Source organism: Brevibacillus nitrificans (assembly GCF_003710965.1).
GTDB lineage: Bacteria > Bacillota > Bacilli > Brevibacillales > Brevibacillaceae > Brevibacillus > Brevibacillus centrosporus.
The window spans coordinates 1-17,261 of sequence record NZ_RHHU01000021.1; the positions used below are offsets into that span (position 1 = coordinate 1).

Here is a 17,261-nt window from a genome sequence, read left to right on the forward strand (position 1 = left end):
ACGAATACTAATCGGTCGAGGACTTACCCACACATCTTAGCAAACATGCAGATTCAGTTTTGAATGAATGAAAAAGCCATTCCGTAAAGGAATGGCTTTTTTGCTGCTGAAAAACACAAAAATTTGCCTGACGGCATCTGCTCCATCAGGCGAAATTAGCGCTAAGCTATCCCCTCCCAAAGGGAATCTCGTTGGAAAACCAAACACCGGCCGAGGAATGTGGTAGCGGGGCTGTGTCCTTCGCTCGTTAATCGTTAGCTAAACAAAGGAAATAACAGAATTAAATAAATTAATTGACAATTAATCCAACGGAATATATGATTTGCTTAATAAATGACGGTGTTCATTTATAAAACACGTTCATATTTTTATAATATAAAAAATATTTCGGTGTTGTGAGGTGCAAATAACTTTGAAAGTGAAACCTATGGAAACGAACCCCCCAACCTTTCCAACAACAAGCCTAATCGATTGCGATGTCCACCCATTTTTGAGCGACTTTTCTGAGCTGGTTCCGTACTTGGATGAATCCATCCAGCGGTACATGAACATTGGGATGTTTAGCAAAGGAGGATTGACGAAGCAGAATGGTGGAGCTTTTCTGTTTCCGACATCTGCCTATGCAAATCCACTGAATAGTCCATTGCGTGCGGATGCATTACCGCCTAGCGGAGACGTTCCGGGTACAGACCCGAAATTTCTGGCAAAGGATTTGTTTGACCGCTGCAACACAAGCATTGGAATCTTGAATGTGGGTCATGGAACGATGGCGGCCTATCACAATGTCGAGGTCGCAGCGAAATATACTTCGGCTGTCAATGACTGGTTGCTGGACAAATGGGTAAAAAGCGACTCGAGATACCGGATGACCATGGAGATCACTCCGTTGGATCCGGTTCAGGCTGTGAAGGAAATTGAACGAATCGGAAAACGGCCAGAGATTGTCGGAATTAACATGCATTGCGTAAATATTCCGATGGGCAAACGTCATTTTTGGCCTATTTATGAGATTGCAGAAGCGTACCAATTGCCAATCGTTTTGCACCCGGACACAGAAGGGACGGGAGAATACGCAGCCAGCTTCGGCGTAGGTCCTGCTTCCACGTATATGGAATGGCATTCGGCGCTTGGGCTGATTGGGGCACGAAATGTCATCAGTCTTGTATGTGAAGGGGTTTTTGAAAAATTCCCCAACCTGAAAGTGAATTTCATTGAATACGGTGTGTCCTGGATCGGATCGGTCATGTGGAGACTCGATAAGAACTGGAAGGCGCTCAGACACGAGATACCCTGGGTAAAAAGACTGCCAAGCGAATATATCAGACAAAACATCCGTCTCGGAACGCAACCCATCGAGGAACCGTTCCGTCCAAAGGATCTGGTCGAGCTCATTGAGATGATGAAGGCGGAAGACATGCTTCTCTTTTGCAGCGATTACCCGCATTGGGACGGTGATGAATTTGACCGGGCTTTCGTGCACTTCCCGAAAGAGCTGAAAGAGAAGGTGTTCTATAAAAATGCGCTTGCGTCTTACAGGCTATCGTGATGGAGAGGTGTGAAGAAATGGGAACAAGCATATCCAAAAGCCGGATTGTTGCTTGCTCGGCGCAGGAGCTGCAGGACGGCGATCGCCAACTTCTTGAGGTTGATGGGGTTGACATTGCTTTGCTCAACGTGGCTGGAAGCTACTACGCATTCCGCAACAAGTGTCCACATCAAGGGGTATCTATGATCTATGGGGCAGTCTGTGGAACCCAGCTTCCTTCCAATCCGCAGGAATACATCTATGGTCGCCATAATGAGCTGATTGCTTGTCCACTGCACGGGTGGGAGTTTGATATGAAGACAGGAAAATCGCTATTTGCCCCGGATCAGGTGTCGATCAAGGCGTACGAAATCGCAGAGGAAGCGGGAGAAATCGTGCTGTATCTCGACAGGGAACCGAAGGAAGTATGCCGCAGAGAATTCGTCTGCTTCAGTCGATAAACCATCAAAAATAATGAGGAAAGAAGGTCCTTACGATGAAGAATTGGGAAAACCTTGTGAACGAACAAATGTCAGAAGCCATTGCTGCCTTGCAGCGCTACAGCCAGCAGCCGAGTATCAGCGCCCAGGGAAAAGGGATTTTGGAGACAGTGGAGATTTTGAAGGAATTCATTCAAGAAGCACAAGGTGAATGGAAGGTGCTGGATGATTGTGGGGGCAATCCCGTCATCTATGCCGTTTTTGAACCGTCTGCAAATGGGAACCCGAATAAATCGATCCTGTTTTATAACCATTATGACGTTCAACCACCGGAACCACTTGAGGAATGGCTGTATCCTCCGTTTGGAGCAGAAATTCACGACGGAAAAATGTATGCTCGCGGAGTCTCTGACAATAAAGGGGATCTCATCGTGCGGCTGCAAGCCATCTCTATTTTGCAGAAAAATGGAGGTCTTCCATGCAGGGTAAAATTCATGATTGAAGGCGAAGAGGAGATTGGTTCGCCAACCTTGAGCCAAGTGCTGGAAAAGCACGCCGATCTGTTCAAAGCCGATGCAACCATCTGGGAGTGGAGTCAAAAGAATAAAGCAGACCAGATTGAAATGATTATGGGTGTAAAAGGGATGTGTTACATGCAGCTTGAGTGTGAAGGATCGGATATCGATGTCCACTCCCAATATGGATCTGTATTTGACAATCCGGCGTGGCGCTTGATCCAGGCACTCGCTACGATGCGCAGCGTTGATAACCGGATTACCGTGGAAGGCTTCTACGACAATATCATCCCTCCAACAGAAGAACTGCTGGCGTGGTCCAAAGCGTATCCTTTTGATGCGAAAGGGGCAAAGGAGATATTCGGACTGAAGCGCCCACTCATTGCAGAGGAAAGCAATGCTCGGGACGCCTTTTTGTTCGAGCCTACCATGACGGTTTGCGGAATCGAAAGCGGATACAACGGCCAAGGAACCAAAACTGTGCTTCCAAAGCGTGCGCAAGTAAAGCTGGACTGCAGGCTCGTTCCTGGACAAACACCGGAAGATATTGCGAACAAAATTAGCCGGCATCTGGAAATACATGGATTTGGCGACATACAAGCTCACATGCTGAACGGTCTCCTGCCGTTTCGCTCGGATGTTAACCATCCATTTGTACGTACTGCGATCAAAACGGCCGAAAAAGTTTACGGCGAAAACAACATCGCGCTCTTGCCAAACTTTGGTGGCTCCGGACCGATGAGCCAATTTGGAGAGTTTTTAGGTATGGAGCAGCCGATCGTATCCATTGGATGCAGTTGGTGGGATGACCGAATTCACGCTCCGAACGAATCGATTCGCCTTGCCGATTTTGAGCAAGCCATTCGCTATATGATTGAATTGTTCGTGACGTATGGTAAAGAAGAATCGAATTAAATTGTCCCTTTTCATATGGTGAGATATTCGCCTCATTTGGACTGGGAATCAATTCGAGACAACAAAAGAGAATGGGGGGATTTTGATGAAAAAGAGAGCGTCATTTGTTATTAGCACTTTTGCCATATTGGGAGTATTATTGGCTGGATGTGGTGCAAGCCAGCAAACGAGCCAGCCAGCTACAAATAACACTGAGAATTCAGGGGGTCAACCGACGGCGGGGGAAAAGCCAAAGGTAGAACAAGTTCTGCACATGAATATGCAGGGAGAGCCGGCGAGCGTGGATCCGGGAATAGGCGCAGACATGATCTCCAGTAACCTGCTGCTTCAGCTTTATGAGGGGTTGACCCGGTATAGTCCAGACGGAACCTATGTGAATGCAGCAGCTGAGAAAGTGGAGCTGTCTGAGGATAAAAAAACATACACATTCACACTTCGAGATGCAAAATGGAGCAACGGCGATCCGGTAACGGCACATGATTTCGAATATGCGTGGAAACGCGTGCTTGATCCGAAAACAGCAGCTGGAAATGCTTATCTGTTGTACTATATTAAAAATGCAACCAAGTTTAACAGCGGGAAAGCAACGGCGGATGACGTAGGAGTAAAAGCGCTGGATGACAAAACGCTGCAGGTTACACTGGAAATCCCAACGCCCTATTTCCTGCAGGCTACCTCGCTCATCCCGTATATGCCTATCAACCAAAAAGTGGACACGGAAAATGCAAAATGGGCATCGGAGGCATCGACTCATGTAAGCAATGGTCCGTTTAAGTTGGAAACCTGGGAACACAAGAGCAAGATGGTTATGGCGAAGAACCCAAATTATTGGGATCAGCAAGCAGTCAAATTGGAAAAAGTAGAATTTTCCATGATCGAAGACGAGAATACGGAGCTTTCTATGTATGATAATGACGAACTGGATTGGGCGGGAAAGCCATTCAGTTCACTACCGACCGACGCAATCCCAGCCCTGAAGGAGTCCAGTGAGCAAAAGGCAAATCAAATTGCAGGTACGTATTGGTACGTCTTCAACACCGAAAAGCCACCTTTCAATAATGCGAAAATTCGCAAGGCACTTGCGTATGCGATCAATCGCCAGCTCCTCGTTGACAACATCACACAGGCAAACGAAGCTCCAGCATTGAGCGCGGCACCATTGAAAACATCCAACCGGACGGAAGGCTACTTCAAGGATTATGATGTGGATACGGCTAAGACGATGTTGGCAGAGGGCCTAAAAGAGCTGGGACTGACCACGCTTCCTCCAATTACGCTCTCGTTTGATACGGGGGATCAGAATAAGAAAATAGCCGTGGCGATTCAGGATCAATGGAAGCATGTTTTGGGTGTAGAAGTGAAGTTAGAAAACAAAGAAAAGAAAGTATTCTTTGACGACTTGGCTACAGGCAAATTTGAGGTTGGTCGTATGGGGTGGTTTGCGGACTTTAATGATCCAGCCAACTTTATCGAAGGCTTCAAGAATAAAGAGAATGCCATCAACTTTGCCAAATGGGAAAATGCCGACTTTGCAAAGGTGATGCAGCAGTCTGACTTGGAACAGGATCCAGCCAAACGGATGACACTTCTCAACCAAGCAGAAGCGATCATGATGGATGAAATGCCTATTTTACCCCTGTATCATTATATCAGTCTGTCTATGATCAAGGATAAAGTGAAAAATGCGCAATTCGACATGCAAGGGAAAGCAGATTTAAAGGGGGTATATTTGGAGTAGCAAAGCGATTGCACTGTACTCCGAAAAGGGAAACAGTTGCTACGTTGTTTTTTCGTGGCAGCTGTTTTTCGATGAATTGGCGTAGAAATGTTTTGAACGATAAAAGGACAATTTCACTGGATTCGTGCTGATTGGCGCGATTCACTTCAAGTTTTTAAAAAGGAGAGGAAGCGATGAATCGCAAAGAGGTGAAGCTCAAGCGAATGCTCCAGTATTTCGTGGATGCGACCGTGGAAATAATCAATGAAGAGGGGCTTGAGAATGTAACCGCGAGAAAGATCGCCGATCGAGCAGGGTATACAGGCTCTACTATCTACAATTACTTTGAGGAGTTATCTCACCTGGTCTACTTCGCATCGATGCGATTCGTAAATGAATATATGCAGGACCTCCCCAATTATTTAGCGAAAAGCGATTCATACTTGGAAAAATATCTTCTCAGCTGGGAATGCTTCTGTAAGCACTCCTTCCATAATCCAAAGATTTACCATGCCATTTTCATCTCAGATTTAGGCAAAAAGCCCAAGGAAGTGCTGGAACATTATTTCTCCATCTATTCAAGTGAACTGTTGGGGTTCCCGGAGGAGATAAAGCCATTGCTGTATAATCCTGATCTAGTCTCGCGTAGCCGGGAAATGCTAGAAATGGCCAAGAAAGAAAGCGACATTGACGAACAAATGATTGAGGAAGCAAACGAAATGGCGGTCTTGATTTGGGAAGGTATGATGACTACGCTATTAAACAGACGACGTGATATGGATATACAAGAAGGTATCCAAAAAACCATGCTGTATATCCGAAATAGCATGAAAATACTGGAGCGATAAGAAAGAATCCAGCACCACTATGCTTGAGAATCCCGGACACTGATCGAGGAAAAGGGGAAAAGCGTAGTCACTTGGGATGCGGCCGAGGTGGAAAACAACAAGCTGAACCTGCCCTTAGCGTCCACCTCGGAATGAGCATTCTTGAGGTGTCGCTTTGGAAGCGGGTTCAGCTTTTGTAACGGAACCGTCGAGGTACGGCCCTCAGCAAGTGGCTCTATTACGAAACGCTCCCTTTTCCTCCCCTCCACAACGGATTGACCAAGAGTCGGTCTACGAACCCTTCACAAATCCTTTTTCAAATAGTAATGCGTATACCCTCCAGCATTAGGCAACTGCCCGTACACCTCAAAGCCCAGCTTGCGATAGAAATCCAATGCCTGAAAGCTCAGCGTATCCAGCTTGATGAAGTCACATTGTTTTTCCCGGGCGATTCTTTCTGCCTCCCGCATGAGCTTGTTGCCGTAACCGGATTGGCGAAGCTCATCGCTCACATATAAGTAGTGCACCTCGAGCCAGTTCCAGCAGATCTCACCGAGCAAGCCGCCAAGAACTTCTCCATGCGCATTCTTGACGAAAAGATTGACCTCCTGATACCGCCCTTTCAGCTCGGCAGGGAAGTGTGCCGCATTGAATGCGTACATTTTTTTGCGCACGTAGTCTTTATCGGCTTGCGTCGTTTCACTGGAAATGTGCAATTTCCGCGGGCGGCCTTCCCTTTTGATCGAGTAATAACTGTAGGATTCAAAATCGGAAAAATCCTCGGGCAGGTTATGCAGGGAGTGAGAGTAGCTCATTCCGATTTTTTGCAGAATCCGTAGGGAGGCGTGGTTCTGCGGATGGACAGTGGTGATGATTTCGTCCAGCTCCAGTACATCCAGTCCATAGGAAAGAACGGCTGCTGCCGCTTCTGTAGCAAAGCCCCGACCCGTATAGCGCTCCGAGATCCCGTAATAGATTTCTATTTTCGTAGGGTCGAGATCGTAGGGACCGAGCCCGCAGTACCCGATGAGACGATCGGTTTCCTTGCAGATGACACCCAGATTGAATTTATGGATTTGCTCCTTGGTGTTGCGCTGGCAGCAGGAGATGGACCAGTCTATGATCCCTTGCACCTCTTTTAAGGTAGGGGTGCTTTCGCCTGGGATGAAATCATAGAAATGCTGACCTGATACGGCTAGAAACAAGTCGTGGGCATCATCGGGCTGATAGGGACGAAGGAGGAGTCTTTCGGTTTCGATCCTCGCATCGACAAAGAGATGATGAGCGATAGGAATCACAGCCTTTCGTTTTGACAAAGAAACAATCGGTGCACTATTTCTCCAGCTGCATGGCGACTTCCTCCATAAACAAGGCGATGGAACGGTTGGGGGTGTCGTTCTTCCAGCAGGCGACGACATCAGCTTCGTATCCGTCCCCCTCCAGATCGATCAAGCGGAGGCTGGGAGTCGCATACATCTGAACATGCTTGGATTGGACCGTAATCCCGATCCCGGCATCGACCATGAGCATGACAGCATCGATCCGAGAGGCATGGCTGACGATCTCAGGGGAAAAGCCATGCTTTGCACAAAGTGTCAAAATGTGATCATAACCCTGTGGCGACTGTGCACGATCCAGCATCACGAAGGGCTCGGCGGCCAGCTGCACAAGACGCAGAGAAGTGCTTGCTGCAAGCCTGTGATCATGCGGCAGGATGACACAGTACGGCTGCGCCCACAGCTTCTGGTAAGCGATTCCTTTCATGCTGCCCAGTCCGTGTGAGAGGGTAAAGGCGAGATCGATTTCATCTCTCTCCAGCTTTTTGTTGATTTCTCCTACGTTGTAAAAAGCAAAATGAATGTGGATGTTGGGATATTTCTTGCGGAAGGACCTCACGACCAGCGGGAGAAACGTCCGTACCGAAACACTCAAAAGACCGATGCGAATCGTTCCGATCATTCCTTCTTCTGCCAGACGGACGTTCTCGACTGACTCCTCCAAGCGCTGCACAATCTCGCGGGCATCTTTTAAAAAGAGTGTTCCAGCCAGTGTCAACTCGACGGAATGCTTGCTGCGGGTGAACAGCTTGACGCCCAGCTTCTTTTCCAGATACGCGATCTGCTGGCTAACGGCGGGCTGAGCGACGAAAAGGCTGCGTGCGGCCTCGGAAAAATTCAAGTGCTCGGCGACGGCAATAAAATAGCGAAGCTGACGGATGTCCATCTGTGCCTCCTGTGTCTATTTTCGAGAGAGTAAGGGAAGCTTTGCTTTATCATAACACAGAGGCGCTTTTGAGTAAGTTTGTAATAAGGAAAGCTTATAACGGAATAACGAACGGATATTTCAGCTCTGCGTGTGTCCAGGTGTACCATGATTGATAAGGACACAATAGTCGGGAGGAAATTACGATGCAACGTTTACAGTCCCTTACTCATGAGAAGGCGATGAAGCTAGTCCGCGAAATGCTGCCGGCGATCCGCTCCCGGGCAGCGCTCTCTGAAGAGCTCCGCTGTCAGCCAAAGGAAACGATACAGGCGTTTCGCGATGCCGGACTGATCCGTGCGCTCATGCCCAAGCGGTGGGGAGGATCTGAGCTGGGGATCGACACGATGTACCAAACGACACGTGAGATTGCAAAAGCCGATCCTGCCGCTGGCTGGTGCTTTGGATTACTGGTGCTGCATTCCTGGATGCTCGCTTATTATCCGGAAGAGGCGCAAAGAGACATTTGGGGAGAGGATCCGGATGCATGTATTGCCTCTTCCTTTGGCGGTTCGCCTGCCAATCGGGTCGTGCGGGTAGAGGGAGGATACATGGTCGAAGGAGAATGGGGCTTCTCCTCGGGAATCGATCACAGTGACTGGGCCATGATCTTTGCCCACGTGGCTTCCAGTGAGCATGACGTACCTTCGCAGGCGATGATGATGCTCGTACCCAAAAGCGATTTTACGATTCTCCCCACCTGGAAGACGATCGCGCAAAAGGGAACAGGAAGCAACAATCTCCGTGTACAGCAAGTCTTTATTCCAGAGCATCGAACGATTGATATGGTGGCTTGGTGCCAAAAGGGAGAAGGGCCGGGCAGTCAGCTGTCTGACAATGGGCTGTACAAGCATCCGCTGTATGCAGTGATACCCGTGAGTCTCGCGTCCGCGCTGATGGGAGCAAGCATTGGGGCTTATGAGCTGTGGAGAGATGGGATCAAAGGGAAGTCCACCGTACGAAATGCCAAGGTGGCTGACTTTACCCATCAGCAAATTCGCGTCGCGGAGGTGTCTGCGACCCTGGAGGCAGCCCAAGCGCTGTTTGAAAAATCACTGTCGAGACTGGAAACAGGTGAGCCGATCGATACGTACGAACGCTTGCGTTTACGCCGAAATTACGGCTTTACAGCGAGGCTGTGCAACCAAGCCGTGAAGACCATGATGGAGTCGAGTGGCGCAGGCAGCATGTTTGAAGCCCATCCTCTTCAACGCTACTGGAGAGATGTCCAGGCATCGGCTATGCACATCACCTTTAACATGGATCACCTAGGGGAGATGTTCGGCAAGCTGGAGTTGGGATTGACCTTGAACGAAAAGGATGCACAGCTTTCCTGATCGATGAGAGAAAGGAAAAAGCGGTAGTCCGGGGGAAGGAAGATCCCTGGTCTACCGCTTTTGTGTGTCAATCAATCCCATGGTTCACTCATGATGAGGCTCTTCATCAACGGGGATGACGACGCTGCCAGCGCCAGTATTTTCATACCAACTGTTAAGACCGCGATCATTTGTATTCCCTATTAGAATGTGATGGTGTAGGATAGTCTGCACAAGAGACAGGCGATCAGAAGCTAAAGGAGATCCAGACGTATGAGATCAAACCGTATGAATGTCCCGGCGGGGTTTTGGGCTGGATTGCAGCGACTAGGGATTGACCCATACGATGTCGTTCGCAAAGCGCGCCTACCCCTCACCATCCTCACAGAACCAACTGCAGTCACCACTGCCCAATATTATAGCGTCTGGCAAGCGTACGCCGATCTCTCGGGTGACACGGCTGCCGGAATTATTCAGCTTGCAACTGCCTTTGAGACGGCACACTACCCGCCGACCGTTTTAGCAACGTATCATGCCCGTGACTATCGTGACGCTCTTCATCGAATGGCTCGGTACAAACGACTCTGCCCACCGGAAAGCTTGCGTATAACGGAGAAGGGTGATCGCAGTACAATCGAATTGGAGTGGGGACGCAACGAGCAACCAGGACCGCCCGTGCTGGTTGGAACTACGTTAGCCTTTCTGCTAGAGCTTGGGAGACGTGGCACGGGCAAGCCGATAACTGCACAGTACGTAGAATTTTCTCACTCGATGGGGGATGCAGCCGCCCTTGAAGCTTACTTCGGGTGTCCGATAAGGATTGGTGCTACCGCTAACCGCTTAACGCTGCAGCGAAGCGATCTGGACCTTCTCTTTCTTTCGTATAACAAAGAATTGCTAGAGATCCTGACTCCCGTATTGGACCGATCCCTGGATGAACAGTGCAGCCCCTCCCTTGCTGAGACGGTCAAGTGGATTTTGAAGCGAGGTCTAATGGGAGGACGCCTTGATATTCAAGCTGTTGCGAGCGAGCTGAGCATGAGCGATCGTACTTTGCAGCGTCGTCTTACGGAAGATCGCACAACATTCAAGAAGCTGCTAACACAGGCTCGACATGAAAAGGCACGCGAATACTTGGCCGACCCCACGCTCGATATAAAAGAAGTAGCGTTCTTAATCGGATATGAGGATCAAAACTCGTTTTACCGGGCCTTTCGACTATGGGAAGGCGATACCCCGTCAAATTGGCGGACCGCATATTTCGGTTCAAACCCGAGTTGATTCGTTGACCTGCCCGATGCCAAGCATGCTTGGCGGGTGAAGCAAGAAATTTGGCGTTGTGCGCTAGTTACCGAACGATCCAGACAAAGTACGATAATCCCTATCCGGGGCACAAGGATGTTCCCAGATCAACTTCTAGTCAGCTTGCCGTGAATGACACCAAAGGAGACAAGGGTTATGGATATGGGATTAAGGAACAAAACGGCTTTCGTAACGGGATCGACGAGGGGCATCGGAAAAGCAATTGCCATTGAGCTTGCCAGAGAAGGTGTCAATGTCCTCGTAAATGGACGAAATCAGGAAGAGGTAGAACGAATCGTAAAAGAATTGAAGGAGGAATTCCCTGCTACTTCTCCTCAGAACGCTACCGCCGATATAGTCGATAGGCAGCAGAGAGAAGTTTTGTTTGAGAAATATCCTTCTGTGGATATCCTCGTTAACAATATGGGCATTTATGAAATCATGTCCTATGAAGACGTCAGCGATGAAGTATGGGAAAAGTACTTTCGAACAAATGTCCTTGCTGCTAATGGCTTATCCAAATTTTACCTGACAAGGATGCTGAAAAACGATTTCGGACGAATCATCTTTATAGCAAGTGAAGAAGCGATTATGCCCTCAGGTCAAATGCCGCAGTATGGCATGACGAAATCTATGCTATTATCTCTGTCAAAAAGCCTATCTAAATTAACGAGAGGAACAGAAGTCACATGCAATACAATCATGCCAGGACCGACGCTCTCTGAAAATGTCTACCAAATTATTGATCGTTTGTTTCCCGATGATCTGCCATTTTCGGAAAAAGAGATTCAATTTATGGCTGCAAACCTGCCCCACTCCGAATTACAGCGGTTTATCCGGCCTTTTGAAATAGGCAGGCTGGTTGCATTTCTCTCCAGCCCATATGCAGCGGCTTTTAAAGGTTCGCCAATCCGTATGGACGGAGGGATGGTGCCAACTATTTTTTAACAGAAAATCACATCAGAGGCTGCTGGATCTTCTCCAGCAGCTCTTCATTTTCTCACGCCTCTCTTTCGGATATACCAGCGGCGTTTATGAAAGGAAATGGACCTGTACTTCTGGGCCAGTCTGATGATTCTTTTTCGAGAAAATGATGACGGTCTTGAAGAGAAGCTTTTATTCAGGGAACTTCTTATCATGAAATGACCGGGGTAGTGAGCTTTCACGAAATTACCGTACGTTTCAAACTCGGAAAAACCAGCATAACTCTGTTTGTTGGTTTTCTTGATAATCGCCCAGTACCACCTCGTTTTATGTCTGGACTCAATTTTGCGCTTCAGCCGGGAGAGCTTCGATTTGTCGAACAGCATATAGTGGGCAACGAAAGAGCGCGAGGCGGTTGGCTTGGTCCCCAGCAATTTCTTATAGGTGCGAAAATACGCGGGACGACTCCAGTTACGGCAGTAAAAAATGGTTTTTCCCATGACGAGAAAGACATGAGGGCGGATGAGGATGGTGTCTGCGTCTATCACGAGATAATACCTTCGTTTGGTCAAACTTCCTCCCGCCAGCTTCAACAATTGCTGGAGCAGCCAGCCTGAGCGATTTGTGCGCTTGGTTTGGTAGTGAATGTCTTTCTTTGTAATCGGCAGAACACGTCTTTCATGGATGAAGGCGCAGTTCTTACGACGGCAAAGTGCCTGAATTCGCTTGCTTGCTGGCGATACAACCATAATTTTACCGATGGGGTGCTTCACTTGCTTGCGGATACTGTCAATGACATAGGGAAGAGTGCTGAGGTCTTTCTCAATAGCTGGGATCAGAACATCAATTTTGATAGAGCGGTTGAAGGCGCTTTTCGCTGAACGTCTCAACGTCCCAACTCCTTTTCGCGAGGCAGTTTCAATCATACGTGTCTGAACAGGTAGGCTAGGGTGTCCGACTTTCCAGATAGGATATGATTTTCTTTCTTGGGGTGAATAAGACATATATGGAGAAGCTGCGAAATGGGTGTAAGGAAGAGACCTTTTCACTGGGCCAAGGCGAGGCCATCCGTTTTGCTGGCAATGTTCCGCACTGCTACAAGAATCTGACCGCGCAGGAAACTACGATACAGGTCATCATGCATTATCCGGAAGCGTAATGTACCAAAAGCATAAGGGGAGGGAATCGAAGTGAGTCAGAGCTTGAAAGAGAGTGCGCAGCGCGTTCAGAATGTGCTGCGAGAGCTGGGATACACCAATGAGGTCGTAGAACTGCCGGACAGCACACGAACGGCGCAGGAGGCCGCAAGCGCTATCGAATGCGAGATTGCGCAAATAGCCAAGTCGATCCTGTTTCGCCTGAAAAAGTCCGAGCGCCCCCTGCTCGTCGTGGCAAGCGGCGTGAACCGTGTAAACGAAAAGCTCATCTCGACGTATGTACAGGACGAGCTGGGAAAGGCTGATGCCGATTTCGTACGGGAGAGGACGGGCTTTGTCATAGGAGGTGTCGCGCCGGTTGGCCACACGGAGGCGATTGAGACGATCGTGGACGAGGATTTGTTCCGGTACCAGACGATCTGGGCAGCGGCAGGGCATCCGAAAGCCGTTTTCCAACTGACGCCAGATGAGCTGGTCAAAATGACAGGCGGGCGAGTATTGCCGATCAAATAGCGAATTCGCATACGGAGTAAACAAGAACCATCCCACACGTCAGTAGGTGGGATGGTTTGCTATTTGGCCAGGCTGTTTGTTCCAATCGTTTTGCTTTTTGCCATCTTTCATAGCCCGGTGGAGTCATTTGCAAATCGTTATGTGCTGATATGCTTGTGCAAGCTATCCCTTATGGTAAGTCTGAGGGGAATTTGGCTATCTTCCTCTCTATCCGCTCTTTTCCCCTTTTTTGCTGCAAGCTCTCAATACCTACTCTCCAAAGTAGTCACTCAGCCCTTTCACGATTGCATCCGCCGAGCGCTGCTGATAGTCGGCTGTGCGCACCAGCGCCTCATCTTTGGCATCCGTCAGAAAGCCCAGCTCGAGAAGGACGGAGGGCTGATCGTTTTCGCGCAGAACGTGGTAGTTGCCAAAGGAAATCCCATTGCTCTTGGTTCCATAGACCTGTCCGAGGCGCTCTTCGATGGCTTGGGCTAAAGGCTTGTCTTTTTGATCGGAATAGAAGAAGGTCAGGGTTCCGTTTACCTTCTTCGGGGAGGAGTTGTAGTGAATGCTGATAAAGGCATCGGCTCCCTTTTGTTCACTGATACTCACCCGATCGTGCAGCGCCGGGTTTTCATCATTCCCTGTTCGTGTCATGACGACCACGGCTCCTTTTTGCCGGAGCAGTTGGGCCAGCTTGTTCGCGGTTTGCAGGTTGATCGTCTTTTCCAATGTGCCGTATTTGGTACCAATGGCCCCCACATCGCTTCCACCATGGCCGGCATCGATGACGATGAGCTTTCCTTTCAGACCTGGCTTTCCGGCTGATTGGGAGTGGCTGGCTTGGGAAGCAGCGGATGCAGCACTTTTCTGGTTACCGATATAGGCTCCGGATACCCAGCCCGTTTCCCCGGAAGCTAGACGGATACGCAGCCAATCGTTCTGTTGACCAAGGATCGTGACAGATGTATTCATCGGCAGTACACGAATCACGCCTTGATCCAGTCCGGGGCCGGTCCGCAGCCGCAGGGCATCGGCTAAAACGGAGCCCGTCTTCTGAGCAGGCTTGCTGGCTGGTGCGGGAGCAGGATTGGACACGCCGTCCGTGTTCTTCAAATAATGTCCGGCGACCCATCCTGCTGTTTTGCCTGCACTGATTTTTGCCCATCCATATGACTCTGTACTTACGGACACGATGGTACCGTAAGGAAGGGATCCTACAATGCTTGCCTGTTGGGCAGGCTCGCTGCGCACATTCAACGAAGTAGCCAAAACAATGGCGTTGTCCATGGATGCAGCAGAGGTTTGTTCGGGAAGTGGCAGGGAGGTGGATAGCAGCATGGCGGTGATGAGAGCTGCTTTGCTAGTAATCTTCTTCATGGCTTCTCCTCACGAATGGATGGGAATCTTTTGCAGATCATTATAGGAAACCTTTTCCGTTTCGTGTAGGGCATTTCTTCCTGAATTGGACAAGGAAGTTCCAGACGGTCGTGTTGCAGGACTTGTGTGGATGGATGCCGAATCTGCGAATGAGCAGGTCTAACAGTAGGAGGGATTCAGTCATGATTACCGTCTCATTTTACAAGCAGGATGGGGTTGCCCTGGGAGTTCGCACAGAGAGGGGCATTCTGGACGTACAGGCGGCAGCCAGCCGATTTACGGAGTGGAGCGATGCGCCTGTGACCATCGAAGCACTCATCGACGGAGGGGACAAAAGTCGGCAGCTGCTGGACAAGCTAACAGATGCAGCATACCAAGACGAGAGCCTGTTTCTGCAGGAAGAAGAGTTGAAGCTCGCTCCAGTCGTACCAAGGCCTTCGAAAATTGTTTGTGTAGGGCTGAACTATCGAAAACATGCGGATGAGTGCAACCTGCCTTATCCGGAAACCCCGATTTTGTTCAGCAAGTTTGCCAACGCCTTGGCGGGGCATGGAGAGGACGTACCGCTGCCGAAAGAATCCGAAAAGATCGACTACGAAGCAGAGCTTGCGATCGTCATCGGGAAGCGGGCGAGCAACGTCACAGAAGAGGAAGCGCTATCCTACGTGTACGGGTATTGCAGTGCCAACGATGTGTCTGCTCGTGACCTGCAGTTTGCGACATCCCAATGGCTTTTGGGCAAAACCTGCGATAAATTTTGTCCGATCGGGCCCTACCTCGTCAGCGCCGACCAAGTAGGTAATCCTGACCAGCTCCAGATTCGTACCTATGTGAACGGGGAGCTGCGTCAAAATTCCAACACGTTCGATATGATCTTCTCTTGCTCCCAAATCATTAGCTACATCTCCAGGCATTTCCCTCTCCTACCGGGAGACGTGATCCTCACAGGCACACCGGAGGGAGTCATTACGGGGCTTCCTGTGGAGAAACAGGTTTGGCTCAAGGATCAGGATGTCGTCTCCGTCGAAATCGAAAAGCTGGGGAGACTGACGAATACTTTCTGCCAAGCCTAAGCGCCTAAGTGCAGCTGACACATGGAAAAAAGGAACGAGATGCAAAAGGCACAGTTTTGCATTATACTAGCACGTAGCAGCCATTTTTCACGAACGACGGAGGTGTAAGGGATGGCAAATCACGTTTGTTTGCCGGATACTGCAGCCACTCATGCAAAGCCTGAAATGGAAGAGGCGATACTTTGCATGGGGCGGACAATCTGATTTACTATCGCCCATGAGCGTAGAGCATTTCCATTCATTTGGCTTTGCATCCTTATTTTTATTCCTTCAAAATAAGGGGCTGGCAGAAATGAAATATGTGAATGCAACCGCGATCCTACCGGAAAAGCTGATCGAGGAAATCCAGAAATATGTGCAAGGCGAGACGATTTACATTCCGAAGCCGGAGGGTACCTACCAGAGGTGGGGGACCCGCTCAGGTGGAAGGAAGCTGATTGATGACCGCAACCGTGCGATCAAAACGGCTTTTTCATGTGGAAGCTCCATTGATCAGCTGGCTGTCGAGCATTGCCTTTCTGTGGAGACGATCAAAAAAATCGTGTATACGAAATGAACCCAAAAGGATAAAAGCACTGTATGCGTTAGATGCGCACAGTGCTTTTTTGTGTATGCCAAGATTATTTCCCAATCGTCTTCTCCCTTTCGAGCCTTGCGCGGAGCGTGTAGTCTAAAAGAGCAAACACGCACACAGGAACAGGAGTGAGAAGAATGACCCCCTTTATGAAGAGCTATCAATACAATTATATAAAAGCGCAAACCAAGATCCTGCTGAATGGACTTTCCTCCAGCAGCGATGCGAGCGTACACCGGGCACGCAAGGATATCGCCAAAGAAAACGTGGCAAACCTGTTTCCCGTGCTGAGCGAGGAGCAGCAGCAGCTTCTTTATCCGATTGCCCAGATTGCCGAGGCGGCAGATGTGAAGCGGTATTTGTCCGAGCTGATGCCATACGTCAACCCGTTTCCCGTCATTACCGATCAGACGCTGAAAAAGCTTTTTCCTAAAGCGAAAAAGCTCAAGGCGCCGTCTATCAAAGACTTGAATCTGCAAGAGCATTCCTACGTCAGCTGGCAGGATGACGGAACGCAAAAGAAATTCGTCATCGCCGAGTACCAAGGGAAGCTGGTCGGCTTTAACGGTACGTTTACCCCCATGAACCAAAAAGGAATGTGTGCGATTTGCAACCGATTGGATGAAGTGGGCATGTTTATTACGGAAATCAAAAGCTCGGGTGACGGTTCTTATCTCAAACGAGGGAACTATGTATGCCAAGACAGTCAATCCTGCAATCAGCAGATTACCATGATCGAAAAGCTGGACGATTTTGTCCGGATGATGACGCAGTAAAAACAGTAAAAAGGAAGACCGAGCGCTGATGTCAGCAAGCTCGGTCTTCTTTCTTTCTCAGAG

At 49.2% G+C, this 17,261-nt stretch carries 17 protein-coding genes and 1 pseudogene; 13 read left to right on the plus strand and 5 right to left on the minus strand.

The window, feature by feature from the left end; translation table 11 throughout:
• Window positions 1-427 precede the first annotated feature (427 nt).
• The 5 genes from EDM59_RS27725 to EDM59_RS27745 all read left to right on the plus strand — a co-directional run bounded on the left by EDM59_RS27725 (window position 428) and on the right by EDM59_RS27745 (window position 5,960).
• The gene (locus EDM59_RS27725; RefSeq protein ID WP_122926604.1) at window positions 428-1,546 is read left to right on the plus strand and encodes an amidohydrolase family protein; all 1,119 of its coding nucleotides are present in this window, start codon (window positions 428-430) and stop codon (window positions 1,544-1,546) included.
• Between the two features lie 17 nt (window positions 1,547-1,563).
• Window positions 1,564-1,986, plus strand: coding sequence for a Rieske (2Fe-2S) protein (locus EDM59_RS27730; RefSeq protein ID WP_183193065.1), 423 nt, complete (start codon window positions 1,564-1,566; stop codon window positions 1,984-1,986).
• Window positions 1,987-2,021: 35 nt separating this feature from the next.
• Complete coding sequence (locus EDM59_RS27735) at window positions 2,022-3,395, plus strand: M20/M25/M40 family metallo-hydrolase (protein ID WP_122926606.1); 1,374 nt, start codon at window positions 2,022-2,024, stop codon at window positions 3,393-3,395.
• 85 nt (window positions 3,396-3,480) lie between these two features.
• On the plus strand, window positions 3,481-5,133 hold the full coding sequence (locus tag EDM59_RS27740; protein ID WP_122926607.1) for a peptide ABC transporter substrate-binding protein: 1,653 nt from the start codon (window positions 3,481-3,483) through the stop codon (window positions 5,131-5,133).
• Between the two features lie 173 nt (window positions 5,134-5,306).
• Entirely contained in the window at window positions 5,307-5,960 is a 654-nt protein-coding gene (locus EDM59_RS27745) for a TetR family transcriptional regulator (RefSeq protein ID WP_122926608.1), read from the plus strand.
• Window positions 5,961-6,241: 281 nt separating this feature from the next.
• Here EDM59_RS27745 and EDM59_RS31525 read toward each other — a convergent pair whose 3' ends face one another.
• The 3 genes and pseudogenes from EDM59_RS31525 to EDM59_RS27755 form a co-directional block, all read right to left on the minus strand.
• Window positions 6,242-6,655, minus strand: coding sequence for a GNAT family N-acetyltransferase (locus tag EDM59_RS31525; RefSeq protein ID WP_281274598.1), 414 nt, complete (start codon window positions 6,653-6,655; stop codon window positions 6,242-6,244).
• Window positions 6,656-6,763: 108 nt separating this feature from the next.
• A pseudogene (locus EDM59_RS31530) lies at window positions 6,764-7,357 on the minus strand (GNAT family N-acetyltransferase); the annotation flags it as partial.
• Window positions 7,272-8,162: a LysR family transcriptional regulator gene (locus EDM59_RS27755; protein WP_122926609.1), complete on the minus strand. Its 891-nt coding sequence runs from the start codon at window positions 8,160-8,162 to the stop codon at window positions 7,272-7,274. The gene EDM59_RS27755 and the pseudogene EDM59_RS31530, both read right to left, overlap by 86 nt.
• Before the next feature lie 185 nt (window positions 8,163-8,347).
• Between EDM59_RS27755 and EDM59_RS27760 the strand changes: the two genes are divergently transcribed.
• The 3 genes from EDM59_RS27760 (at window position 8,348) to EDM59_RS27770 (ending at window position 11,767) form a co-directional block, all read left to right on the plus strand.
• Window positions 8,348-9,538, plus strand: coding sequence for an acyl-CoA dehydrogenase family protein (locus EDM59_RS27760; protein ID WP_122926610.1), 1,191 nt, complete (start codon window positions 8,348-8,350; stop codon window positions 9,536-9,538).
• Between the two features lie 252 nt (window positions 9,539-9,790).
• Window positions 9,791-10,798, plus strand: coding sequence for an AraC family transcriptional regulator (locus EDM59_RS27765; RefSeq protein ID WP_122926611.1), 1,008 nt, complete (start codon window positions 9,791-9,793; stop codon window positions 10,796-10,798).
• Window positions 10,799-10,975: 177 nt separating this feature from the next.
• Window positions 10,976-11,767 (plus strand): SDR family NAD(P)-dependent oxidoreductase, encoded by a 792-nt coding sequence (locus EDM59_RS27770; protein WP_122926612.1) that lies wholly within the window; start codon window positions 10,976-10,978, stop codon window positions 11,765-11,767.
• Between the two features lie 44 nt (window positions 11,768-11,811).
• On the opposite strand, the gene EDM59_RS27775 is transcribed toward EDM59_RS27770, so the two are convergent.
• The gene (locus EDM59_RS27775; protein ID WP_122926613.1) at window positions 11,812-12,633 is read right to left on the minus strand and encodes a DUF6492 family protein; all 822 of its coding nucleotides are present in this window, start codon (window positions 12,631-12,633) and stop codon (window positions 11,812-11,814) included.
• A gap of 116 nt (window positions 12,634-12,749) precedes the next feature.
• Between EDM59_RS27775 and EDM59_RS31260 the strand changes: the two genes are divergently transcribed.
• Both EDM59_RS31260 and EDM59_RS27780 read left to right on the plus strand, forming a co-directional pair.
• The gene (locus EDM59_RS31260; RefSeq protein ID WP_183193067.1) at window positions 12,750-12,902 is read left to right on the plus strand and encodes a cupin domain-containing protein; all 153 of its coding nucleotides are present in this window, start codon (window positions 12,750-12,752) and stop codon (window positions 12,900-12,902) included.
• 31 nt (window positions 12,903-12,933) lie between these two features.
• Window positions 12,934-13,413, plus strand: coding sequence for a YbaK/EbsC family protein (locus EDM59_RS27780; protein WP_122926614.1), 480 nt, complete (start codon window positions 12,934-12,936; stop codon window positions 13,411-13,413).
• A gap of 249 nt (window positions 13,414-13,662) precedes the next feature.
• Here EDM59_RS27780 and EDM59_RS27785 read toward each other — a convergent pair whose 3' ends face one another.
• Window positions 13,663-14,775 carry an N-acetylmuramoyl-L-alanine amidase family protein gene (locus tag EDM59_RS27785; protein ID WP_122926615.1) on the minus strand — a complete coding sequence of 371 codons (1,113 nt, stop codon included), beginning with the start codon at window positions 14,773-14,775 and terminating at the stop codon, window positions 13,663-13,665.
• 182 nt (window positions 14,776-14,957) lie between these two features.
• Here EDM59_RS27785 and EDM59_RS27790 point away from each other — a divergent pair, with 182 nt between their 5' ends.
• The 3 genes from EDM59_RS27790 (at window position 14,958) to EDM59_RS27800 (ending at window position 17,198) form a co-directional block, all read left to right on the plus strand.
• A complete protein-coding gene (locus EDM59_RS27790; protein ID WP_122926616.1) occupies window positions 14,958-15,848 on the plus strand; it encodes a fumarylacetoacetate hydrolase family protein in 891 nt (296 codons plus the stop codon).
• A gap of 292 nt (window positions 15,849-16,140) precedes the next feature.
• Complete coding sequence (locus EDM59_RS27795) at window positions 16,141-16,404, plus strand: CD3324 family protein (protein ID WP_122926617.1); 264 nt, start codon at window positions 16,141-16,143, stop codon at window positions 16,402-16,404.
• A gap of 155 nt (window positions 16,405-16,559) precedes the next feature.
• Complete coding sequence (locus EDM59_RS27800) at window positions 16,560-17,198, plus strand: FusB/FusC family EF-G-binding protein (RefSeq protein ID WP_122926618.1); 639 nt, start codon at window positions 16,560-16,562, stop codon at window positions 17,196-17,198.
• Window positions 17,199-17,261 lie beyond the last annotated feature (63 nt).

Bases quoted from the DNA above. Each gene is read 5' to 3' on its own strand.
- EDM59_RS27765 (WP_122926611.1), top strand. From the start codon at position 9,791: ATGAGATCAAACCGTATGAATGTCCCGGCGGGGTTTTGGGCTGGATTG.
- EDM59_RS27725 (WP_122926604.1), top strand. From the start codon at position 428: ATGGAAACGAACCCCCCAACCTTTCCAACAACAAGCCTAATCGATTGC.
- EDM59_RS27760 (WP_122926610.1), top strand. From the start codon at position 8,348: ATGCAACGTTTACAGTCCCTTACTCATGAGAAGGCGATGAAGCTAGTC.
- EDM59_RS27730 (WP_183193065.1), top strand. From the start codon at position 1,564: ATGGGAACAAGCATATCCAAAAGCCGGATTGTTGCTTGCTCGGCGCAG.
- EDM59_RS27740 (WP_122926607.1), top strand. From the start codon at position 3,481: ATGAAAAAGAGAGCGTCATTTGTTATTAGCACTTTTGCCATATTGGGA.
- EDM59_RS27800 (WP_122926618.1), top strand. From the start codon at position 16,560: ATGACCCCCTTTATGAAGAGCTATCAATACAATTATATAAAAGCGCAA.
- EDM59_RS27755 (WP_122926609.1), bottom strand. From the start codon at position 8,162: ATGGACATCCGTCAGCTTCGCTATTTTATTGCCGTCGCCGAGCACTTG.
- EDM59_RS27795 (WP_122926617.1), top strand. From the start codon at position 16,141: ATGAAATATGTGAATGCAACCGCGATCCTACCGGAAAAGCTGATCGAG.
- EDM59_RS27790 (WP_122926616.1), top strand. From the start codon at position 14,958: ATGATTACCGTCTCATTTTACAAGCAGGATGGGGTTGCCCTGGGAGTT.
- EDM59_RS27785 (WP_122926615.1), bottom strand. From the start codon at position 14,775: ATGAAGAAGATTACTAGCAAAGCAGCTCTCATCACCGCCATGCTGCTA.
- EDM59_RS31260 (WP_183193067.1), top strand. From the start codon at position 12,750: ATGGAGAAGCTGCGAAATGGGTGTAAGGAAGAGACCTTTTCACTGGGC.
- EDM59_RS27745 (WP_122926608.1), top strand. From the start codon at position 5,307: ATGAATCGCAAAGAGGTGAAGCTCAAGCGAATGCTCCAGTATTTCGTG.
- EDM59_RS27735 (WP_122926606.1), top strand. From the start codon at position 2,022: ATGAAGAATTGGGAAAACCTTGTGAACGAACAAATGTCAGAAGCCATT.
- EDM59_RS27770 (WP_122926612.1), top strand. From the start codon at position 10,976: ATGGATATGGGATTAAGGAACAAAACGGCTTTCGTAACGGGATCGACG.